The 18,465-nt window shown below is 41.1% G+C and carries 18 protein-coding genes; 8 read left to right on the plus strand and 10 right to left on the minus strand.

The genetic code is table 11. The features are described from left to right. Window positions 1–14: 14 nt before the first annotated feature. Window positions 15–416: a fasciclin domain-containing protein gene (locus tag AC5JL8_RS11470; protein ID WP_495879901.1), complete on the plus strand. Its 402-nt coding sequence runs from the start codon at window positions 15–17 to the stop codon at window positions 414–416. Window positions 417–591: 175 nt separating this feature from the next. Next, entirely contained in the window at window positions 592–927 is a 336-nt protein-coding gene (locus AC5JL8_RS11475) for a hypothetical protein (protein WP_495879902.1), read from the plus strand. Between the two features lie 206 nt (window positions 928–1,133). Here AC5JL8_RS11475 and AC5JL8_RS11480 read toward each other — a convergent pair whose 3' ends face one another. The 3 genes from AC5JL8_RS11480 to chlP form a co-directional block, all read right to left on the minus strand. Further along, complete coding sequence (locus tag AC5JL8_RS11480) at window positions 1,134–2,489, minus strand: UDP-N-acetylmuramoyl-tripeptide--D-alanyl-D-alanine ligase (RefSeq protein WP_495879903.1); 1,356 nt, start codon at window positions 2,487–2,489, stop codon at window positions 1,134–1,136. A gap of 386 nt (window positions 2,490–2,875) precedes the next feature. Then, window positions 2,876–3,637 carry a choice-of-anchor K domain-containing protein gene (locus tag AC5JL8_RS11485; RefSeq protein ID WP_495879904.1) on the minus strand — a complete coding sequence of 254 codons (762 nt, stop codon included), beginning with the start codon at window positions 3,635–3,637 and terminating at the stop codon, window positions 2,876–2,878. 405 nt (window positions 3,638–4,042) lie between these two features. Next, window positions 4,043–5,299, minus strand: a complete 1,257-nt coding sequence (gene chlP / locus AC5JL8_RS11490; RefSeq protein WP_495879905.1) for a geranylgeranyl reductase — start codon at window positions 5,297–5,299, stop codon at window positions 4,043–4,045. A gap of 171 nt (window positions 5,300–5,470) precedes the next feature. On the opposite strand from chlP, the gene AC5JL8_RS11495 reads away from it, so the two are divergent. The 4 genes from AC5JL8_RS11495 (at window position 5,471) to AC5JL8_RS11510 (ending at window position 9,636) form a co-directional block, all read left to right on the plus strand. Further along, entirely contained in the window at window positions 5,471–5,794 is a 324-nt protein-coding gene (locus AC5JL8_RS11495; RefSeq protein ID WP_495879906.1) for a hypothetical protein, read from the plus strand. A gap of 10 nt (window positions 5,795–5,804) precedes the next feature. After that, the gene (yidD, locus tag AC5JL8_RS11500) at window positions 5,805–6,305 is read left to right on the plus strand and encodes a membrane protein insertion efficiency factor YidD (protein WP_495879907.1); all 501 of its coding nucleotides are present in this window, start codon (window positions 5,805–5,807) and stop codon (window positions 6,303–6,305) included. 128 nt (window positions 6,306–6,433) lie between these two features. Continuing rightward, the gene (locus AC5JL8_RS11505; protein ID WP_495879908.1) at window positions 6,434–7,450 is read left to right on the plus strand and encodes a sulfate/molybdate ABC transporter ATP-binding protein; all 1,017 of its coding nucleotides are present in this window, start codon (window positions 6,434–6,436) and stop codon (window positions 7,448–7,450) included. 212 nt (window positions 7,451–7,662) lie between these two features. Then, entirely contained in the window at window positions 7,663–9,636 is a 1,974-nt protein-coding gene (locus AC5JL8_RS11510) for a WD40 repeat domain-containing protein (RefSeq protein WP_495879909.1), read from the plus strand. Between the two features lie 226 nt (window positions 9,637–9,862). Here the strand turns inward: AC5JL8_RS11510 and AC5JL8_RS11515 are convergent, their stop codons facing one another. Both AC5JL8_RS11515 and AC5JL8_RS11520 read right to left on the minus strand, forming a co-directional pair. Further along, window positions 9,863–10,447, minus strand: a complete 585-nt coding sequence (locus AC5JL8_RS11515; protein WP_495879910.1) for a Uma2 family endonuclease — start codon at window positions 10,445–10,447, stop codon at window positions 9,863–9,865. A gap of 40 nt (window positions 10,448–10,487) precedes the next feature. Continuing rightward, a complete protein-coding gene (locus tag AC5JL8_RS11520; RefSeq protein ID WP_495879934.1) occupies window positions 10,488–11,069 on the minus strand; it encodes a Uma2 family endonuclease in 582 nt (193 codons plus the stop codon). A gap of 22 nt (window positions 11,070–11,091) precedes the next feature. Between AC5JL8_RS11520 and AC5JL8_RS11525 the strand changes: the two genes are divergently transcribed. After that, entirely contained in the window at window positions 11,092–11,262 is a 171-nt protein-coding gene (locus AC5JL8_RS11525; protein ID WP_495879911.1) for a hypothetical protein, read from the plus strand. 47 nt (window positions 11,263–11,309) lie between these two features. On the opposite strand, the gene AC5JL8_RS11530 is transcribed toward AC5JL8_RS11525, so the two are convergent. From AC5JL8_RS11530 to AC5JL8_RS11550, 5 genes are all read right to left on the minus strand, one after another. Further along, window positions 11,310–12,044, minus strand: coding sequence for an HAD family hydrolase (locus tag AC5JL8_RS11530; protein WP_495879912.1), 735 nt, complete (start codon window positions 12,042–12,044; stop codon window positions 11,310–11,312). Between the two features lie 221 nt (window positions 12,045–12,265). Then, a complete protein-coding gene (locus AC5JL8_RS11535) occupies window positions 12,266–13,306 on the minus strand; it encodes a 30S ribosomal protein S1 (protein WP_495879913.1) in 1,041 nt (346 codons plus the stop codon). A gap of 479 nt (window positions 13,307–13,785) precedes the next feature. Beyond that, a complete protein-coding gene (locus tag AC5JL8_RS11540; RefSeq protein ID WP_495879914.1) occupies window positions 13,786–13,890 on the minus strand; it encodes a photosystem II reaction center protein T in 105 nt (34 codons plus the stop codon). A gap of 119 nt (window positions 13,891–14,009) precedes the next feature. Further along, window positions 14,010–15,539: a photosystem II chlorophyll-binding protein CP47 gene (psbB, locus tag AC5JL8_RS11545; protein ID WP_495879915.1), complete on the minus strand. Its 1,530-nt coding sequence runs from the start codon at window positions 15,537–15,539 to the stop codon at window positions 14,010–14,012. Window positions 15,540–16,078: 539 nt separating this feature from the next. Continuing rightward, on the minus strand, window positions 16,079–16,405 hold the full coding sequence (locus AC5JL8_RS11550) for a hypothetical protein (protein ID WP_495879935.1): 327 nt from the start codon (window positions 16,403–16,405) through the stop codon (window positions 16,079–16,081). 355 nt (window positions 16,406–16,760) lie between these two features. On the opposite strand from AC5JL8_RS11550, the gene AC5JL8_RS11555 reads away from it, so the two are divergent. Continuing rightward, window positions 16,761–18,404, plus strand: a complete 1,644-nt coding sequence (locus AC5JL8_RS11555; RefSeq protein ID WP_495879916.1) for an ABC transporter substrate-binding protein — start codon at window positions 16,761–16,763, stop codon at window positions 18,402–18,404. The last annotated feature ends 61 nt before the right edge of the window (window positions 18,405–18,465 follow it).

Below are 18,465 nucleotides of genomic sequence, written 5' to 3' on the forward strand. Positions count from 1 at the left end.
TTTAGGTAAAATACATGGCTGATATTGTTGATATTGCCCTTGCTGCTGACTCTTTTAAAACTTTGGTAACGGCTGTACAAGCTGCTGGTTTAGTAGAGACATTAAAAAGTCCTGGGCCGTTTACTGTGTTTGCACCAAATGATGATGCCTTTGCTAAATTACCACCGGGAACTATACAAACTCTGGTGCAGAACATTCCTCAACTAACGCGAATTTTAAAATATCATGTTGTTCCAGGAAAGCTGCTACAGGCTGATTTAGCAAAACTCGGTACAGTGAATTCTGTAGAAGGTTCGCCGATTAAAATTGATTGTTCTGATGGTTTTGAAGTCAAAAACGCCACAGTTCTAGCAGCAGATATTGAAGCAGATAATGGTGTAATTCACGTTATCGATACAGTAATTTTAATGGGCTAATTTGGCTTATGGTGGGTGTTACCCACCACCCTACTATTAGCAATTTTAAATACCAGAGATTACTTTAAATTATGTTACATAATTAATTTTTACACTGCTATAGTATGCTAAGGTTAATTATATTATTTGAAAATATATTAATTTGTTAGAATACGAACATTATCCCAACACATTGATGCTCGATTTCAACACCTTAGCTGAGTTCTCCCGCGCCAACTGTGTGAGTATTTGTGCATTTCTCGTGCCAGCGAACTTGCTTGCCACATTGTTGACCATTATCCTGACGGTAGTACACCGCCCATCACATCAAGTCTGGAAAGCTGCTGCATTTGCCAGTATTTTTGCTTTAGTGATGGTATTGCACGTATATACTTGGTTCATGGCTGGCGTAGTGATGGCTCCTACATATATCTTGTTATGGCTAGCAATTACCTGCTTGTTGGCTAATTCGGCAGCGATTTTGTGGCAAAGACGTTTCGCTAACGCCCCCAGTCTTTCCAATAATGCTTGAACACTGACTAGCAGCCAGGAAAAAGGACTGTAAAACCAGGATTAAACTTTTTTATCTCTTGCAAAAATCCAAATCGGACTAAAAAGAACTACAGATAAACACAGATGTACAGCGATATTTTATCTGTGTTTATCTGCGTTCATCTGTGGTTCGTTATCCAAAACACAGGCTTATACAAGAGTTCTATTATCCAATGGCTGCCAACTTCAACTAGAAAATTCTGCACGGAACTGATTGACAACGCGATCCAGCCCCACTGAATGGGCAGCTTTAAACAATAAACGATCGCCTTCTTGAACAAAAGTTTTTAATCTGGCAACTAATTCAGCATGAGTTGCAAAGCACTCGGATGGAATACCCTCAGCACTTTGAGCTATCGCTTCGGCGTCTTGGCCATCAATCAGAACCATCAAGCCATCTAATTTCAACTTTCGCACTGTTTCTCCGACTCGCTGGTGCAACTGCTGCGATCGCTCTCCCAGTTCTTTCATCGCGCCTAAAACGGCAATCTTGCGTTTACCGGGTGTATCTGCCAACAACTGCAATGCGGCTAACATAGCTTCTGGCGCAGCATTATAAGTCTCATCTAAGATTAATACATCATTGGGCAAAGCAAAACGCTGCGATCGTCCTGTGGGCATATCTACGCTCACACCGGCTTTCAGAGATAACCAATCAATTCCCAGCACTTTAGCCACTGCTAAAGCCGCGAAGAAATTAGTTGCATTATGCCGTCCAGCTAAGGGTAGAGGTAGCTGCATTCCTGCCACTTCCACAGTTTCATTATCAATCAGCTGCCCTTGGATATCGCCACCAGAAAAGCCGTAAGTTATAACTTGTCCTTGCCAAACTTGCGCTGCTGTGGAGATTAATAGCGGATTGTCGTGGTTGAGGATGGCTACGCTATCTTTGGGCATTTCGGCTAACAATTCACATTTTGCTTGGGCGATCGCTGCTTCGGAACCTAATAACTCAATATGTGCCGTCCCCACGTTGGTAATTACTCCCATTGTCGGATTAGCTATGTGCGTCAGTTCGGCAATTTGTCCCTTACCCCGCATTGCCATTTCAATCACAGCGTAGTCATGTTCTGCATCTAGTTCTAAAAGGGTTTTTGGTACACCGATTTCGTTATTATAGTTTCCATAAGTCTTGTGAACTCGTCCTTGTGTGGCTAAAACTGCGGCAATTAGTTCCTTGGTTGTGGTTTTGCCAACAGAACCAGTTACCCCAATCACTGGGATATTGAAGCGATCGCGCCACCATCTAGCAATTTTTTGGTAAGCCTCAAGGGTATTTTTTACCTGTAATACCGGAAATCCCGGATTTTCATATTCAAAATCAACAATTGCAGCTATTGCACCCTTGGCGATCGCTGTGGGCACAAACTCGTGTCCATCAAACTTTTCACCTCGTAAAGCCACAAAAACTTCACCCGGCTTTAGAATACGGCTATCTGTTTGTATACCCTTGCCTAATGCCGCTAAAGCAGCTTCAGATAAATTTGCAGGCTGGGCTAAAAGAACTTCAAGTAATTGAGTTAGGCTGGCAGAACAAGGCATAAGAGTGGAGATTGTTCCAAAAATTAGGTTACTGAGATTCCAGAAGCAAAAAGCGTTCAGGATTTCTGGCGCTTGCCATCAATTAATACCTCGTGCCATTTACACACGAGGATAAAATTCATTAAATCCTATGATTTTTGTGAGAATAATATAAAGTACTTTGATTAACATTTTTACAAGATATTGTCAAATTGAAATTACAATTACGATAAAAATAGCAGTGCCAAAGAATCTTAAATCCTTTGGCACACTTACTTGATTTAGAAATAACAGAAGCACTAAAACTTCTGGTTGTGTAGTTTTATATATAACCATATACTTCCTACAAACATAATTTGGTTGAATTTAGAAAGTATAAAAAATGACTTGACACCAGAACCACTAAACTATTTAATTTTCGCTCGCAAGAATTTTTGACGATAAATTAGGTACATACCAGCCAGTAATGAACCAGCAATAGTTGGAGCTTCAGGAACGTCTATTGATGATGAAACAGTGACTTTGGCATAAATATCGCCAGGATCATTACTTTGTTCTCCTTCTAGGGCACTAATACTTGTTTGACTTAATGGGCTAAAGCCAAGTAGCTCAAATTGATATGTATTATTACCCAACGTGAAATTAGTTTTTGCAAATCCTGTATCAAATACAACACTATCTGCGTTGGCTGGATCTTTAATATTTGTGCCTGAATTGAGTGTATTTACTAACTTAAAGGAGACTGGTAAAACTTTGTTGGCTTGAACGGTATCACCAAAGGTTAAATCGAGATTTAACGTTACATACTCTACATTTGTATCAAAGTAGTTAATGCCATTAAAGTATTTTAAATTACCTATTTTTAACCAAGAGCCAACGTCTCCTGAAAAAAAATTTCCAGCAAAAACTAGTTGGTTGGTTTCATTAGGAGGTATATTCTTTGGAAGCTCGCCCCAGCTAAATGAATTAGTCCCTACACCTGTAATAAAGCAATTAGGCAGAGTTTTAGTAAAGCAGATATGCTGCTTGTCTAAAATCGGGTTTACCCATTCACCACGAGCTTTACCTGAAATAGTGAAAGCTGTAGCTTGATTGCAAAATCCAAAAGCTGTCAAAGCAATTATTGAACAACTAGATAGAGTAGTAGCAAAAACAAAACTGAGTTTCATAATTAGGCTCTAACTCTTATCCAAAGAGTTTTTAAAATAGCTAGCCCGTACACCTTAGTAAATATACGGACACTTGCCAAGATTTTATTGTTATTTTAATAAAAACTTTACATTAAAGTTAGATTTATTGACGAAAAATTAATATTTAAAATGTTAAATATATTTTCTTAATGAATTTCCACTAAGTATTGATTTTAACTATAGTTGTATATTTTTAGTTAACAGCCACGTTTAGCTGTCTTTAATAGCGAGTTGGTATAACTCAGAAATAAAAATATCAGAGGAGCAAAGGGGCAAATTAATTCAAACTTCAAAGTTCAAACTTTAAAATTTAAACTTTAAAATTTAAATTATTTACCCCTCATCTCCTCTGCTTCTACTCAAAGGTGCTATGGTCAAAAACTGTTAGGGAGCTAAGGCGTTACCACGGATGAGGCTACCAAGAGTCTTGGCAGTAATTTTTAGTTGGGTGATAGGGTTGGCTGGGACAACAGTCTTATACAGATAGCTGTCGAATGTGAGCTTTTGAACATCCATGTCAGCACACATCTCTACGAAAGCTTCGCGGGTAGCGTCGGAACGGTAAAACACAGTTTGTAGGATGTCCAACACTTTGTAGGTGAGTCCGTATTTTTTATCCCAGCGCTTGAGATAAACCTTGAGGTCGCCTTCTGTGGGAATCGATTTGCCACTATTGGACATTTCTACAATAGTTTCAGCACACATCCGCCCTGACTTCGCAGCAAAGTAAATACCTTCACCAGAGGACTTAGTAACGTAGCCAGCAGCATCTCCTATCAAAGCTACTCTACCGACAACACGACGGGGACGGGGATGTTCGGGAATGGGATGTGCTTCTACTTTGATGATTTGACCACCTGCCAATTTATTAGCAGCACGGGCGCGAATACCAGCTTGCAACTGTTTAATGCTGGCTTTATTGACCTGCATTGTGCCAGTACCCACCGCTACGTGGTCATATTTGGGGAAAACCCAAGCATAGAAGTCAGTAGAAACGTCATTGCCGACATACATTTCGGCAAGGTCGTTGTAATATGCCATTTTATCTTGAGGTAGACGAATTCGCTCTTGAAAAGCGATCGCATAGTTATAATCCCCAGCATCAATTTCTTTAGCAATGCGGGAATTAGCCCCATCCGCCCCAATCACTAAATCTACCTTCAAAGTTTTGGCAATACCTTGTGCGCCCCCTTCTGTATGGTCAACATAATGGATGGTATAGGGGTCAGTATTATTGGTGGGTATATCAAGTTTATGAACGGTGGCATTAATTAAAGTTGCACCTAGTTTTGCCGCACGATTCCGCAAGAAACCATCCAGTACCTCACGGCGGCACATTCCTATATATTCTTCTTCATTTACCAGATTGATATCGACCTCACGATTCGAGGGCGAAATCATTTTCATTTTCCGCACCCGGCGATCAATAATCTCTGGTGGTAGGTCAAACTCAGCCACCATACATAAAGGAATCGCTCCCCCACAGGGCTTGGCATTGTCTAGCTTGCGCTCAATTAGGTAGGTTTCAATTCCAGCTTTTGCCAGTGTTTCAGCGGCAGATGAACCAGCTGGGCCTGAACCAACAACAGCAACCCGTAGTGTCAAAGGTTTTCTCCCGATCTTGACATTTACCGAAAGCATCGTATCACGGACGTTTGGCCCATTTCTCCCTATCGCTTCGGGTTTTGAGTGAAATGCAATATTCCTTAATATTCCGATACAAATAACCAGCCCAAATACAAATTTGTAATTCGTATTCAAGAATGAATTTCTGGGAATACTCAGGCAAGATAACTAGAACTTCTGTCCTAGATGATGAATAAGTATTTTAGTCGATTGGCGATCGCCTACGGCACTGCACGGAATGCGATCGCAATTCTAGGAATTTGCCTAACTCCCCTGATGTCTAATTGCCAGATTAATACTCAGATGAGTTTAGCTGGACGCGAAAAGCAGCGCCAAAGCAACACTAATACCTCATCCAAACCTTATAAAGGATTTATTTCAGAATCTACAAGAGTAGTAACAATTCCACCCCCGACACCGCTAATGCTGGCGGCAAAAAAAGGCGATGTCGCAAAGGTGCGAAAACTTCACCTAGCTAGACGAAATTATTTAAGCAGTAAATTATATTGAATATTACACAATGCAGATTTCCTTATTAGACTCTTTCAGCAGACAAGTTGGTGTTGTTGCAATTACTGGATATCAAAAACATCTTTCTCCTCACAAAGGCTTTGTTTGCGCTCATCGGATATTGTATGGTGGTGAATCTTGCTCTCAATATATTAAGCGCGTAATTACCGAGGATGGATTTAAGGCATTAGTTGTTAAATCTCGTGAGCGATTTCAAGCTTGTAAGCAAGCAAATCAAATTTTGAAATCACAAGCTGAAAACTTAGAGCCAAGTGAAGAAGAGGAACTAGATAACGAACTACCAAAAAAATTACTAAATAATCATGCTAAAAAATCTTCATTACTCAAAGGTGGTAATTCTGACAGTACCTACTGCGTTGACTGTGCTGATGCCAGCTGCAACTGTGCTGAACTCGTTAGTATGACTCCTGATTGTGGTTCCCTTGATTGCAGTGGCGCTGATTTTGGTTCTCTTGATTGCAGTGGTGCTGATTGTGGTAGTTGCGGGTGAAGATGCAATTCCACACAAATTTAAAATTGTGGGCAAGGGTACTAGTCCAAAGGCAATCATTCATGCTATATATGAAACACGGTAATCCTAGCAATTAGCCGTAGATTAGTTGCAGAGGTAGAGCAGCAGTGGGCATATTAGTTGAGAACGTATCCAAACAATTCGGGAGTTTCAAGGCTGTTGATCAGGTGAGTTTGGAGATTAAGAGCGGTTCGCTGGTTGCTTTGCTGGGGCCATCGGGATCTGGCAAATCCACACTCCTACGGTTAATTTCAGGCTTGGAGTTACCTGATAGGGGCAAAATTTTCCTTACAGGTAAAGATGCCACCTATCAAAGCGTACAAGAACGGAATATAGGGTTTGTATTTCAACACTATGCCCTATTTAAACATAGAACCGTGCGGCAAAATATTGCCTTTGGTTTAGAGATTCGCAAAGCACCACAAAAGAAGATTCAGGCGCGGGTAGAACAGTTGCTGGACTTGGTGCAATTGAATGGATTAGGCGAGCGCTACCCATCACAACTTTCTGGTGGTCAAAGACAAAGGGTAGCATTAGCTAGGGCACTAGCGGTGGAACCGGAAGTATTATTACTCGATGAACCTTTTGGCGCACTTGATGCGAAAGTTCGCAAAGACTTACGGGCATGGTTACGCCGCCTCCATGATGAAGTTCATGTTACCACAGTTTTCGTCACCCATGACCAAGAAGAAGCGATGGAAGTGGCTGACGAAATAGTTGTGATGAATAAAGGGCGTGTAGAACAGGTAGGGACGCCAGAACAAATTTACGATCATCCTGCTAGCGCCTTTGTGATGAGTTTTATTGGCCCGGTAAATGTCTTGCCTAGTTCTTCGAGAATTTTCCAAAGTAGTGGATTTGATGCACCACATCCAGAAGTATTTTTGCGTCCCCAAGATGTGATTGTGGAGATGAATGCTAACGGCGCTACAACACCTGCTACAGTTAGCCGAGTCATACATTTAGGTTGGGAAATTCAAGTAGAATTAACTTTAGATGAAGGGCAAGTAGTGACAGCGCATTTAACACGCGATCGCTTTAAAGAGTTGCAGTTAGAACCACAACAACGGGTATACGTGAAACCAAAAGATGCTAAATCTTTCCCCTTGTATTATTCGATTTGAACAAACTCATCCCTAATTAAATATTCGCCAGTAAATAGACCACGCTGTAGGGGTTTAGCATTGCTAAACACTCATAACGGATATCGTTCAAATAAATGAGAACTGCTTTAAAGTAACGATAAATACTCGATACCTGTAAATTTGAAGAGACATTGAGAAAATTAACAGTTAAAACAGATACAAGTATTAATTTTCTCAGTCTTTAAAATTCTATGGGATTTAATATAATTGGTGCAGTGGTCAGCTTTGTTCTTCCCGCTGCTGAACGATTGGTTTCAGCATTTATTGATCACACCTTTACTAAGGAAGATAAAGGGAATCTACCTGTAAAAGTTCAAGAAGTTAGGCAAGATCAGCGTGTACGTCAGGCAGAAATAGACTATTACAACCGTCGAGAAGCTAGAGAAAAAGAATTACTCCAAATTCAAGAATTACGCTTTAAGGCAGATATACAAATTGCAGCAGCAAAAGCGGAACGAGAAGAAAGGGCGTTGCAATTAAAACAAGAAGAACTAGAAGACAAGCGAAAGTTAAGTGCATTGTATTTAGATTTAATTCGAGAGAAAACTGCTCAAGAAATTGAACTTAAACAAAAAGAAATTCAAGCGATTTTTGACCAACAGAGGTGGCCTGGTGTCTTAAGTCGTGATGAAGCACAAAGAATTTTTGTTGATGAACAGAAGAAACCACGCTTATTGATGTTAGTCCCGCCACCAGATATAAGCGAAGATTTCCCTATATCATTCCGAGACAGCCTTAATAAGGAAATTCGTAATCAATTAAAAATATTTTTAGAAAAGCATTATCCGCTTCAGGGTGATTTATGCCCAGTGGAATTTTATGGGAAATATTTTGAGCGTTCTGTGTTTGATGCAGAAGTCAAGCAGTTAGAGACAATTTTATCTGCTGTACCAACGGCAATAATTTACACAGATGTTACAGATCACGAAGTTTATTTTAATGTTCGGTTTTGGGGACTGCAAGAGCCAGTATCTTTATCATTTGAACCTTGGAATTGGGAAGAAGTCAAAAAAGAACTTGAACAAGCTGGTAATGATGAAAAACAAAGTCTTCGGGTAATTAGACAAACCATTGTCATTTTACACAAGCTGTTAGCAGCCTTTTTAGCAGATTGGTATTACTTGAATATCAATCCAAATTATGAACCTCAGTTATTTAACATAGAGTCAGAAATTCCTTTAGAGTGGAAAGCAACGATTGTTGACAAGCTTGCTGCAATTCGACAAGAGTATAGAGAAATTTATGACAACGAATTGAAATTACTAGCAGATTCGCAAAGCCAAAAAAATCAGAGATGGCGATGTGTAAACACCCTTTCTGGGCATAGTAATCGTATTTATTCTATTGCCATAAGCCCTGATGGTAAAACATTAGCTAGTGGCAGCGGAGATAATACCATTAAGGTTTGGAATCTCTATAATGGTGAGCTTCTTGCCACTTTGAATGGGCATTCAAGTGCAGTTAGGTCAGTTGCTTTTAGCTCTGATGGGCTGATTCTTGCAAGTGGTAGCAATGATAATACTGTTAAGCTTTGGTATTCCCTAACAGGAACGACTTTTCTCGGTGAAAATAATGTGACTTCAGTCGCTTTTAGCTCTGATGGTAGAACATTAGCTAGTAGTAGTGGAGATAACAACATTAAAATATGGAATTTAAAGACTAATGAGCTAATTTACACACTATCTGGACATGAAAAGTGTGCGATGTCTGTTGTATTTGCTCTGAATGGACAAGCATTAATTAGCGGTAGTATTGACCATACGATTAAAATATGGAATATGAAAACAGGATTAGCCATTCATACTCTTAAAGAACATTCAGCTGCGGTTAGAACTATCGCTATTAGTCCAGATGGGAAGACCCTTGCCAGTGGTAGTGATGACAAAACTATCAAGATTTGGTATCTTCCATCTGGGAAAATCATCCACACATTTTATGGTCATGTAAATGCTATTAGTTCAGTTGCCTTTAGTCCTGATGGGAAAACTTTAGCTAGTACCAGTTCTGACACTACAATTAAACTATGGCATTTAGCCACAAAAGAGTTGTTATATACTCTTGCAGGACATGGCTCGAATATCTACTCTGTAGCCTTCAGTCCTGATGGGAAAACGATTTTTAGTAGTAATGAGAACACAACAATTAAGATTTGGCGGTGTGAGTGATAGAGACATGAGCAATAAAGAGCGATTTTTCGTATAGAGTGAGAGTGCGATCGCTCTTACCTAAGATGATGTTTTAAAAGTCCTCTTGTTGGTAGCAAAACGTTTTAGATCCCCCTAAATCCCCCTTTTTAAGGGGGATTTTAAGAAGTTTTCCCCCCTTTTTAAGGGGGGTTAGGGGGGAGCAATAAGTGTTTAAAATCACAGCCAACTACTTTTCAAACAACCTCTAAGACCGTCTCAACAGTGGTAACATTTCACGTATCGCAATCTGCAAATCAGGAAACTGTAGAGGTGAAATAGTCTCATCTTCTGCCAAAATCACTTTACTTTGATAGCCATCCTCAGTCGGTTCCCGAAAGACGTGCAATTGACGACCAATCACATCTAATACCCAATAATCTGTAATTCCTGCCTTTGAGTAAGCTTTTCCTTTAGTTTCACAGTCTAGTTTCAGGCTGCTATCTGCTACTTCAATGATTAAATAAACTTCCGAGGGCGTAGGATGATGGTCTGCATAGTCCAATGGATCTATTTTAAGGACAGCAATATCTGGTTCAGGTTCAGACCGTTCATTTAACTTTACTGGGTCTTGAATGGATACCCACGCCCGATTTCTTAAACGAGTTTTTAGTAAATAATCCGTCCTCCCCACTGCTGAACGATGAGCTGTCCCTTTTGCAATCATCCAAATAATCTTTCCTTCTAAAAGTTCCACTCGTTCATCGTCAGCAAAAATTCCAGCCTCAGCCATCCGGTGGTATTCTTCCACAGTCCACAGTCGAAGTGGTAACGTTGTTTCTGTGTTTTGCATGGCTTGTTTAGCAGAACTGAGAAGTAATTAATATCCTATTTTAATCTTGATTTACTGCATCAAAAACTTGTGATACTTTGAGGTTCATCTGACTAAATTGTGGAGATAGAATTAAATTATCACCAAAAAAGTTACCCACCTCAATGTAAGTATTACCAGTGAGTTGTAATACCAATACTGTTCGGGTTTCGGGGTCAATAATCCAATATTCAGGAATCCCACAATCTTGATATTGCCCACGCTTGGCAATAAAATCTCTATCCCGTTGTAATTCTCCTGGACTCACCACTTCAATCACCAGTAGCGGCGGTAGCATTGATAGGCGGATAGTATTACGCTTTGCTAACTGCTGAATATGCTCTTCTCGAATAATAGTCAGGTCAGGATAACGGTTTCTAGGTTCTCCTCTTACTTCCAGTTCTAAGCCATGTCCCCGCACTCTTTTATAACCTAAGAGTAAGGCAAATTGAATCAGTAAAAATGTCGCAATCTGAACATTGGTTCCTGATTCTGGAGGCATCTCGATTAACTCTCCATTAAACAACTCATAGAGTTTGTCTGTGCCATCATCATAAGACAGGTATTCTTCAAAACTTTGAAACTGATGTTTAACTGGTAGCATCAAGCATTCTCCATGATGAGTCATGATGAGTCTTAATGCAAGTTTAGCTGAATTTTGTAAGCAGTCTAATCAATACTATTCCAGCAACTATCGGCGAGATATCTATTTTCTAGATCCACAGCTTATAGCAGAAATGGAGGAGCGATCGCTATTGGAAGTTGGGTTGAAACATGAAACACCACAATCTTATTAATTGATAGTTAATACTTGCTCTAGGGAAATGCGATCGCCAATGTTAAATTAAGCTTCTACAATTTGAATTTCATCAAGTTGATGAATCACTACATCCGCACCTTGGACATGATCTGATTTACCAATCCAAGTGATACCAATACAACCTGCGGCTTTAGCATTACGTGCCATTTGCATATCACCGACAGCATCACCTACCATCAGTGTCGCGCTTGGTTCTACTCCCAAAGCTTGGCAAGCTTGTAAAAATAGCAATGGATCTGGTTTGCTTGGCCCTTCATCAACTCCCATTTGCAACTGAAGATAACCACCCAACTGGTGATTGGCTACAAATTCCTGCACTTCTTGAGTTGTCGCCGCGGAGAGTATGCCAAGTTTTAATCCGGCTTGTGATAGCAACTGCAAAACTTCCAAACTACCTACAAATAGTGGTGAAGGAGTTTTACCAATGTATTTTTCTGCTTCTTCCAAAGCTTGACGGGCGATTTTTAACGACTCAAACCAGCTTCTGCCAGTTTCGGCTATATATGCGGCGGCGGCTACTTCTGTTTCACGGCGACTGGCTACTGATATTAAACCTGCTGGATCTAAAAGATTACCATTAACGCCAAATGCCATTAATAGAGGTTCCCCAGTTCCAGGGATTTGAGCATCTATTAATCTTGCTGCCTTTTGTGCAAGCGATCGCAAATAAGCTTCAGAATCCTCTAAAGTACCGTTTTTGTCAAACAAAATCGCCTGGATGTGGGGAAATTCTACGCCTCTACATTTAATAGTGGTCAAAAATTTTACTCCTTTAAACCAACTTGAAATTTTGCATCAAACATAGCTTGAATTGCATTTTTTAGTTTCAGCAAACAGCGCCAATCTATTTGCTAATTTCGTTGCAATATCTAACAAGCTTATTAAATTGTTCAGATTTTATTACCATAAAAAAAGAGGGAAAACCCCCCTTTGCAAAACTTTCATGCTTTTAATTACAGCCTAATACAACTACAAGTGTATTATTCTTCGATAGCTGCTGGAATTTCTTCTTGAACCGCTGCTGGGATATCTTCTTCAACAGCTGATGGTATGTCTTCTTCAACAGCTGATGGTATATCTTCTTCAACAACAGCTTCAGCAGATACGGCAGTAGCGCCTTGTTGTTTTGCCAGCAGCTGTTCCCGATACTTAGCTGCCATCTCTTCAGCCTTGTCATAAACCAAATCGCGGTTTTTGATCATGTCGCCTGGTTCAGGTTCCAGCTGTTTGGTCGATAGGGAAATCCGACCTCTTTCAGCATCCAGGTCAATGATCATCACCTTGACTTCATCATTAACGTTAAACACACTATGGGGCGTGTCAATATGCTCGTGCGAAATCTCGGAGATGTGCAGTAGACCACTAACACCACCAATGTCAATGAAGGCACCGTAGGGCTTAATACCGCGAACTGTACCTATTACAACTTCACCAACTTCGAGGCGGTTCATCTTCCGCTCAACCAGCGCCCGACGGTGAGATAAAACGAGGCGATTGCGTTCTTCGTCTACCTCTAAGAATTTCAACGGCAGATCTTCACCTACCAATTCTTCTTTAGGTTTGCGAGTACTGATGTGAGAACCGGGGATAAAGCCACGCAATCCCTCAATCCGTACCAATGCACCACCACGGTTAGTAGCAAACACACCAGAACGCACAGTAGCATCTTCGGCTTGCAGCTGCCGTACACGCTCCCATGCCCGCATATATTCAATCCGGCGAATCGAAAGGGTCAACTGACCATCTTCGTTTTCGTCAGTGAGAATAAAAAATTCCCGTGTTTCGTTGGATTGTAAAACTTCTTCCGGGGCATCGACCCGGTTAATAGACATTTCTTGTATAGGTATGTATGCTGCTGTTTTAGCACCTATGTCAATCAGAGCGCCGCGCGGCTCTATACTGAAAACTGTTCCTGGTACAACATCGCCAGGGCTAAAGTGATAATCGTACTTATCAAGTAGAGCAGCGAAATCTTCGTGAGTAAATCCAATTTCTGTAGCGGTTAAATTCTGATTGACCATGCTGATTTGTTCCTGGTTCTAGTCTCCGTAAAGTTTTTGTCACGAGTAAAGCTCATAGGCAAGCGTTTTAATGGCAGCCTACACCTACATCTTTTTTCATCCTAGCGCAGAAAAGCTAGTAGCAACACATATCAACTTCCAGATAGAAGATTATATCATACTGTGATGTGACAAGTCATTCGCCAGAAGTTAATTATTGATTGCTAGGGCTTGCAACTCTAAAATTCATAATTTGTTATCAAATTACTCATAATCAAAGAAGCATATTACCCAATTACCCAGCCTCTAGCTTACACCATAGTCTCGTTGCTTTCCTGGCATCTAATTAATGATTGATTACCCATCAAACTAATGATAGATGATTTAATTTTTGCCTAGCAAATCAACTAAAGCAGTATTAAACGTAGATATCCGCTGTTACCAGCAGGTAGCAGCGGATAAACAGGTTTATATGACCTTAAGAGCTTGGTAATAGTATTCTATTTCTCTTTTTTCTCAATGCGAGGAGGTTCCCGAAATGCGATCGCAAAGAATAGAACACCTATACACAGGGTGAAAATTAAGATGTACGCAACGCTTTCCATTTTAAAAGCTCCTGCCTATCCAGCCAGTAATTAGATTATTGGGTATTGGGTACTAGGTACTGGGTATTGGGAAGAATTTTTTCCCTAGTCCCCAGCCCCTAATCCCCAATCCCCACAAATTAGAGGGCTTCCTTACGGCGGGTTGACTTATCACCCACTTTCTGGAACAGACCCCACTCAACTTGCTCTTCGAGATCCGCTTCTACACCAGCAAACACATCTCGGTAGATTGTCCGAGAACCATGCCATAGGTGACCAAAGAAGAACAGCAGAGCAAATACAGCGTGTCCAAATGTGAACCAACCTCTGGGGCTGGTGCGGAATACACCATCAGAGTTCAAGGTTTCCCGGTCAAATTCAAATATTTCACCGCCTTGAGCTTTACGGGCATATTTTTTCACTTCGGCTGGATCTGTAAAGGTCTTGCCATCCAGATCGCCACCATAGAAGCTAACTGTAACACCAGTTTGCTCAAAGCTATATTTTGATTCTGCCCGACGGAAAGGAATGTCAGCACGGACGATACCATCTTCGTCGGTCAAGATTACGGGGAAGGTTTCAAAGAAGTTGGGGAGACGACGTACAGTCAATTCTCTGCCTTCAGCATCTTTGAATACTGCATGACCTTGCCAGGACTGGGCAATGCCATCACCCTTGTTCATTGGCCCTGTACGGAATAAACCGCCTTTAGCAGGGCTATTGCCGACGTAATCGTAGAAGGCAAGTTTTTCCGGAATTTGTGACCAAGCTTCCGAAAGGCTTGTGCCATTAGCAACACTAGTTTGCACGCGGCGGTTAATTTCTTGACGGAAGTAGCCTTGATCCCATTGGTAACGGGTAGGGCCAAAAAGTTCAATCGGAGTGGTAGCGTTACCGTACCACATAGTACCAGCGACCACAAAGGCAGCAAAGAATACCGCAGCAATACTGCTAGAAAGCACGGTTTCAATGTTACCCATCCGCAGGGCTTTGTAGAGCCGTTCGGGTGGTCTGACTGTGAGGTGGAATAAACCTGCGATAATACCGACGATACCAGCAGCTATGTGGTGAGCCACAACACCACCAGGGTTGAAGGGGTTAAAGCCATCTGGCCCCCATTCTGGTGCTACTGGCTGCACGCTACCAGTTACCCCAAAGGCATCAGAAACCCACATCCCTGGCCCAAATAGTCCAGTGAGGTGAAAAGCACCGAAGCCAAAACAGAGTAGACCAGATAAGAACAAGTGAATGCCAAACATTTTTGGCAAGTCTAGAGCAGGTTCACCAGTGCGGGGATCTCTAAAGAGTTCCAAATCCCAGTAAACCCAGTGCCAAACAGCAGCTAAAAACAACAGACCAGAGAGAACGATGTGAGCAGCGGCAACACCTTCAAATGACCAAAAACCAGGATCTGTTGCTGGGCCACCAGTAACGCTCCAACCACCCCAAGATTGAGTGACGCCCAAACGTGACATGAAGGGTAAAACGTACATCCCTTGCCGCCACATTGGGTTGAGAACTGGATCGCTAGGGTCATAAACAGCTAGTTCGTACAATGCCATCGAACCAGCCCAGCCTGCCACTAGAGCTGTGTGCATCAAGTGTACAGAAATCAGCCGTCCTGGATCATTCAGAACGACTGTATGTACTCGGTACCAGGGTAGTCCCATCGACTACGCTCCTCCTCGATGAGTTAGTTTACAAAGCAATTTTCTTACGAAAGTTATACGCGGCGGAAGTCACCGCTGGGACTTCTCTCAGTTTTTTGTTATTGCCAGGTTGTGAGTTTTACCACAGCTTGTCTGATAAGTCAGAAAGTGTGGATTGCCTGGCAGTGCTTACACACTTTGCGTTCTTTACCTTGTAGGGTAGCGATCGCTTTTAAATTAAACTACCAGTGAGCTTTCTTGAGAAAAACTCCGCCTTGCTCCGTAGAAGCAAGGTAAACACCTAAAAGGCATTTGGGTAGTTAAGCGTGCTAGGCAATTGCCAAGCAAAAATGAGAATATTTTAAAAAGTGTAACTATTGATGGAACTGTTTGCAAGCGTGTAAATAGATGCGATCGCGTAGCATCTATGATATTTTTTGCTACCAATCCCTGTCATACATCCAATTTGCGTATTCTTAGGGAAATGAGGGAGGTGCGGAGAATAAGGCGGATTCTGCCTCTGCACCCCTGCACCTCTGCTCCTCTGCACCCCTGCTTTTCTACTGCGCCACCAAACGGATGTTTTGCAGTTGACACTTGGCCTCGGCAGTACCCAGGCGTTCGATTACCTGTTCGGCAGTGATCAGACGCTTCAGCACTACTTGACCGATTGTGTCATTGGCCAGTGCTGGGGTTGTGGGCTTCACTTCTACGGTTAAAATTGCATCTTCAACCCGATAAAGCCACAACAATTCGTTATTTTCCGTTAAACAAATATTCAATCGCTGAATATCTGGTTGCCGTCGCCATGCGGCTACCTGCCAGAGTCCATCAGATGCCCACACTCTGGAAACAGCCCATCCTTCAGATAGAAAGAAATATTTCACGTTTTTAGTCTCGCTATTAGAGTCTCTATCTGCTGTTACAATATCGCGATCGCCCCAATCGCTGATGTATAAACATAGATATTTATCAGCCAAGCTATGCAGCAAATGAAAAACTCTTAATTCACACCCCTTTGGCTATAGCCTAAGCTGAACAAACTTATTCCTGATAATTAAAAATTTACAACTAATAGAGTTATTGTTTGAGAGTTTAATAATTTTTTTTACTTGATAAGTAATTTATCTCTAAGTATGTATTTTCTCTACGATTTTTGTCATAAAAGTTGCTAATTTATATAGATAATTAACCAACTTATAGTACAATAACTCACCGCATGACAACAAGAATGTTAATTTTATGACTTTGTTTTCCTTATCGGTTAGACAGTGGAGGCGAATTACACAATTCCTCTCTCTATTTTGTATATGTTTATTTTTGGTTGTAAGTTGCGCTCGTCCACAGACAACTACACCTGGTTCTGGGAATACTGCTACAGGTGATGGTCGCATTACTATCGGCACGACAGCAAAGCCGAGAACTCTAGATCCGGCTGATGCCTATGAGTTGGCATCTTTAGGTTTAGTGTTTAATATGAGCGATCGCCTCTATACTTATGAACCAGGAAGTACGGAAATTAAGCCCCAACTGGCGACAGCATTACCTAAAGTCAGTCCAGATGGTTTAACTTACACTATACCCTTACGTCAGGGGGTAGTTTTTCATGATGGCACTCCCTTTAATGCTGACGCAATGGTGTTTAGTATTAGGCGGTTTATTGAAAATAAAGGTAAGCCTTCATTTTTGCTAGCTGATACAGTAGACTCACTCAAAACTACAGGCGAGTATGAGTTAAGTATCAAATTGAAAAAGCCCTTTGCAGCTTTTCCCTCACTACTAGCATTTTCTGGAGTTTGTCCAGTTTCGCCCAAAGCTTACGAACTAGGTGCAGGAAAATTTAAACCAGAGACATTTGTAGGTACGGGCCCCTATAAATTAGCTAGATATGGTACTGATTCACTACGAATGGATGTTTTTGATAAATATTGGGGAGAAAAACCAGCCAATAAGGGCGTTAACATCCAAATCCAAACTAGCCCAGTGAATTTGTTTAATGCTTTCCGCACAGGTGCAGTAGATGTAGCTTATCTTTCTTTACAACCAGATCAAATTCGCAGCTTAGAAGAAGGTGCTAAAAAAGGAGATTGGCAGGCCATTAGCGCTGAGGGTAGCGTAGTAAGCTATATGGTGTTGAACCGCAATCAGAAGCCTTTGGATCAACCAGAAGTAAGACAAGCGATCGCTGCACTAATTGACCGTCCACTTTTAAATGCGCGAGTTTTGTTTAATCAAGCTGATGCACTTTACAGCATGATTCCCACTACGTTTAATGTTTCCCAGCCTTTATTTAAAGATAAATATGGCGATGCTCAATTTGATCAGGCTAAACAATTATTAACTAGCGCTGGTTTCTCTAAAGAAAAGCCTGCAAAAGTTCAAGTTTGGTATCCTGCAAGTTCAGCTAGTCGCAGTTTGGTAGCACAGACACTGAAATCACTTGTTGATCAAAGAATGGATAGCATACTGCAATTTGAAGTCAGCACAGTAGAAGGTGCTACTTTTTATAAAGACATCGCTAAGGGTTTATATCCAGCTGCTTTGCTTGATTGGTATCCAGACTTTTTAGATCCTGATAATTACGTACAACCATTTTTGGCTTGTCAGAAAGGTTCCGTTGCCAAGGGGTGCGAAGATGGCGGTAGTCAAACTCAAGGTTCTTTCTATTATAATGAAGCCGTCAATAAGCTCATTGATCAGCAACGTCAAGAACAAAATCCTGAAAGGCGGAAGCAAATATTTACCCAGATTCAAACACAAGTTGCAACTGATGTGCCTTATGTTCCTTTATGGCAAAACAAAGACTATGTATTTGCTAGAAAAGGGGTCAGCAATGTACAACTTGATCCTACTCAAAATCTAGTTTACAAGTCGATTAAAAAGTAGTTTTTGTTTTTTGTCTATTGTCATTAGTCATTTATCTTAAGTTGTGTAAATGGCTAATGAC

The sequence above is a fragment of the Mojavia sp. genome, assembly GCF_059505145.1.